The 2039-nt window shown below is 50.4% G+C and carries 4 protein-coding genes; all 4 read right to left on the bottom strand.

Annotated elements, in window-relative coordinates:
- Positions 1–277, bottom strand: a 277-nt coding sequence (locus OEM52_15030) for an aldehyde dehydrogenase family protein (protein ID MDK9701447.1), incomplete at its 3' end; no start/stop codon positions are given.
- A 60-nt stretch (positions 278–337) separates the two neighbouring features.
- A complete protein-coding gene (locus OEM52_15025) occupies positions 338–1309 on the bottom strand; it encodes a cytochrome c (protein ID MDK9701446.1) in 972 nt (323 codons plus the stop codon).
- A 122-nt stretch (positions 1310–1431) separates the two neighbouring features.
- On the bottom strand, positions 1432–1854 hold the full coding sequence (locus tag OEM52_15020; protein MDK9701445.1) for a DMT family transporter: 423 nt from the start codon (positions 1852–1854) through the stop codon (positions 1432–1434).
- Positions 1855–1857: 3 nt separating this feature from the next.
- Positions 1858–2039 (bottom strand): 3-oxoadipyl-CoA thiolase (locus tag OEM52_15015; protein ID MDK9701444.1); only part of this gene is annotated, 182 nt, incomplete at its 5' end.

Below are 2039 nucleotides of genomic sequence, written 5' to 3'. Positions count from 1 at the left end.
GTACAGAAAGCGGCTTCAAATTCTCTTCAATCAACCGGGCAAACTTAAGCAACAGCTTACCCCGTTGAACGCCGGTAAGCCGCGTCCATTTTGGATTCTCGAATGCCAACCGAGCGGATTTCACGGCAGCATCGACATCGCGTGCCGTGCCGCGAGCAACAGTTGAAATCGATTCCCCGGTTGCTGGATTGTGTACCGGAATGGTCTCGCCGTTCCACTCGACTGCGGCGCCGTTGATCCAATGCGAATAGATTGTTTTGATCGACAATTCTGACATGGTGTTTCCTCAATTGAAAGGACAATGGTACAATGTTTTACGATTTCTAACAAATTCCGGTTAGGGAGTAAACTTCTCGACTTTGTGATTCACAGCCGGAACTGTCCGCAGGTAACTCCAAATGGCGCGGATGTCTTCCTCTTTCATGCCGGCATATACGTTCCACGGCATGATGGAGTTGAATTCACCGGGCAATACGGTTGCCAACGAGTCGCGGTGCTGGTATTGCTTGAATTTTGCCAGAAACTGTTCTTCGGTCCAGAGTCCGATTCCCGATAGGTTGTCCGGTGAGATGTTCGCTGCCCGTACCGTTCCCCCTTTCGGCATCTGAAACTCCATCCCCCCGCCAAACTTCATGAGTTCATTCGGTTTACCTTTTACGATGGGGGTATGGCAAAACACACAAGAAGAAACCGTAGCAAGATACTTACCATAGCTCACCCGGTCTGTCTCCGGCGGACGGGTCGGAGAATTGTACTTCATCGGAATCAATCGTTCTATCAGACTCATCGGAAACTTCACTTGCGACGGCGGCGGATCGTTGGCAATCGCTGGTAAGGTGCGAACATAGGCAATAATAGCATTAACATCTTCCGGATCTAAATGATTGAAGTTGTCATAGGGCATAATCGGGAACAACGGACTGCCATCTTTCGATACACCACTGGTTATCGTCCGGAACAGTTCACCATCGCTCCAGCTCCGTAGATGATACGGAGTAATATTTTTGGCGGTGAAGCTCCCCGGTAATCCATACTTCGCATCGAAAACCTCACCGCCTTTTCCCCAAGTGCCATCGATTACCGGACCGGAGAATTTCGTCCAATCCCGTTCAGAATGGCAATCGATGCAACCGACAACATGGTGGGTTAGATATTCGCCACGTTCGAGAATTTCCGGCGAACTTTTCGCCGTCCAGTTAGGCGCATCGCCGACATTCGGTAAACCGAACCGGACATATCCTAAGACGCCTGTAACCAAGACGATGATTCCTGCAACGGTGTACAGGAGAATGCGAACCGCTGTTTTCATAACGCTCTCTTTTTTGTTTGTCGATGTGGATAAATTAGATAGAAAACATCCAAATACAAATTACAAAACGAAAAATTCGAACTTCTACCAGTAAGTACTTAAATATACACAGGATAAAAAATTTAGCTCAAGAGAATCGCGCCGAGGATGATGAAGCCGACGCCGAGGAGTCCCTTCAGCGTAAACGGCTCGCCGAGCAGCCACACCGAAAGCATATAGGTTACCATCGGAAAGCTGGCTGTGAGCGGAACTACTTTCGATGCCGGAGCAATTTTCAGGGTGTTAAAGAAGAGAAAGAGACCGAGGGTGCCGCCGAGCAACGCCGAAGCCGCGAATCCTACCAGTTGGGTTCCCGTCAGTAATTTCAACGCGGGCGCTTTTCCCATCGCCAACAAAATCGCGATCAGTACGAGCGCTGACACCCAGTTCCGATAGGTCAATACGACCAGCGTATCGGAACCGGGCATCACTTTACGTTCGATAATCGGGGTGATTCCCCAGACGATTACAGTACAAATAGTGAGGATCCAGGCGCGGGTGGACATTTGTTACACTTTTTCAATGATGGTTGCGACGCCTTGTCCTACGCCGACACACAATGTGGCAACACCGTAGCGGACATCACGGCGGCACATCTCATGTACCAGTGTCGTTAGAATACGTGCGCCGCTGCAACCGAGCGGAGGGCCTGGCGCCATCGCGCGGCCGTTGACATTCGCTTTCTCCAGTG

This window comes from bacterium (assembly GCA_030247525.1).
Classification (GTDB): Bacteria; Electryoneota; JAOADG01; order JAOADG01; family JAOADG01; genus JAOTSC01.
Note: the sequence above shows the minus strand (reverse complement) of the source record. Positions and strands in the feature narration are given on the sequence as shown.

Bases quoted from the DNA above. Each gene is read 5' to 3' on its own strand.
- OEM52_15025 (MDK9701446.1), bottom strand. From the start codon at position 1,309: ATGAAAACAGCGGTTCGCATTCTCCTGTACACCGTTGCAGGAATCATC.
- OEM52_15020 (MDK9701445.1), bottom strand. From the start codon at position 1,854: ATGTCCACCCGCGCCTGGATCCTCACTATTTGTACTGTAATCGTCTGG.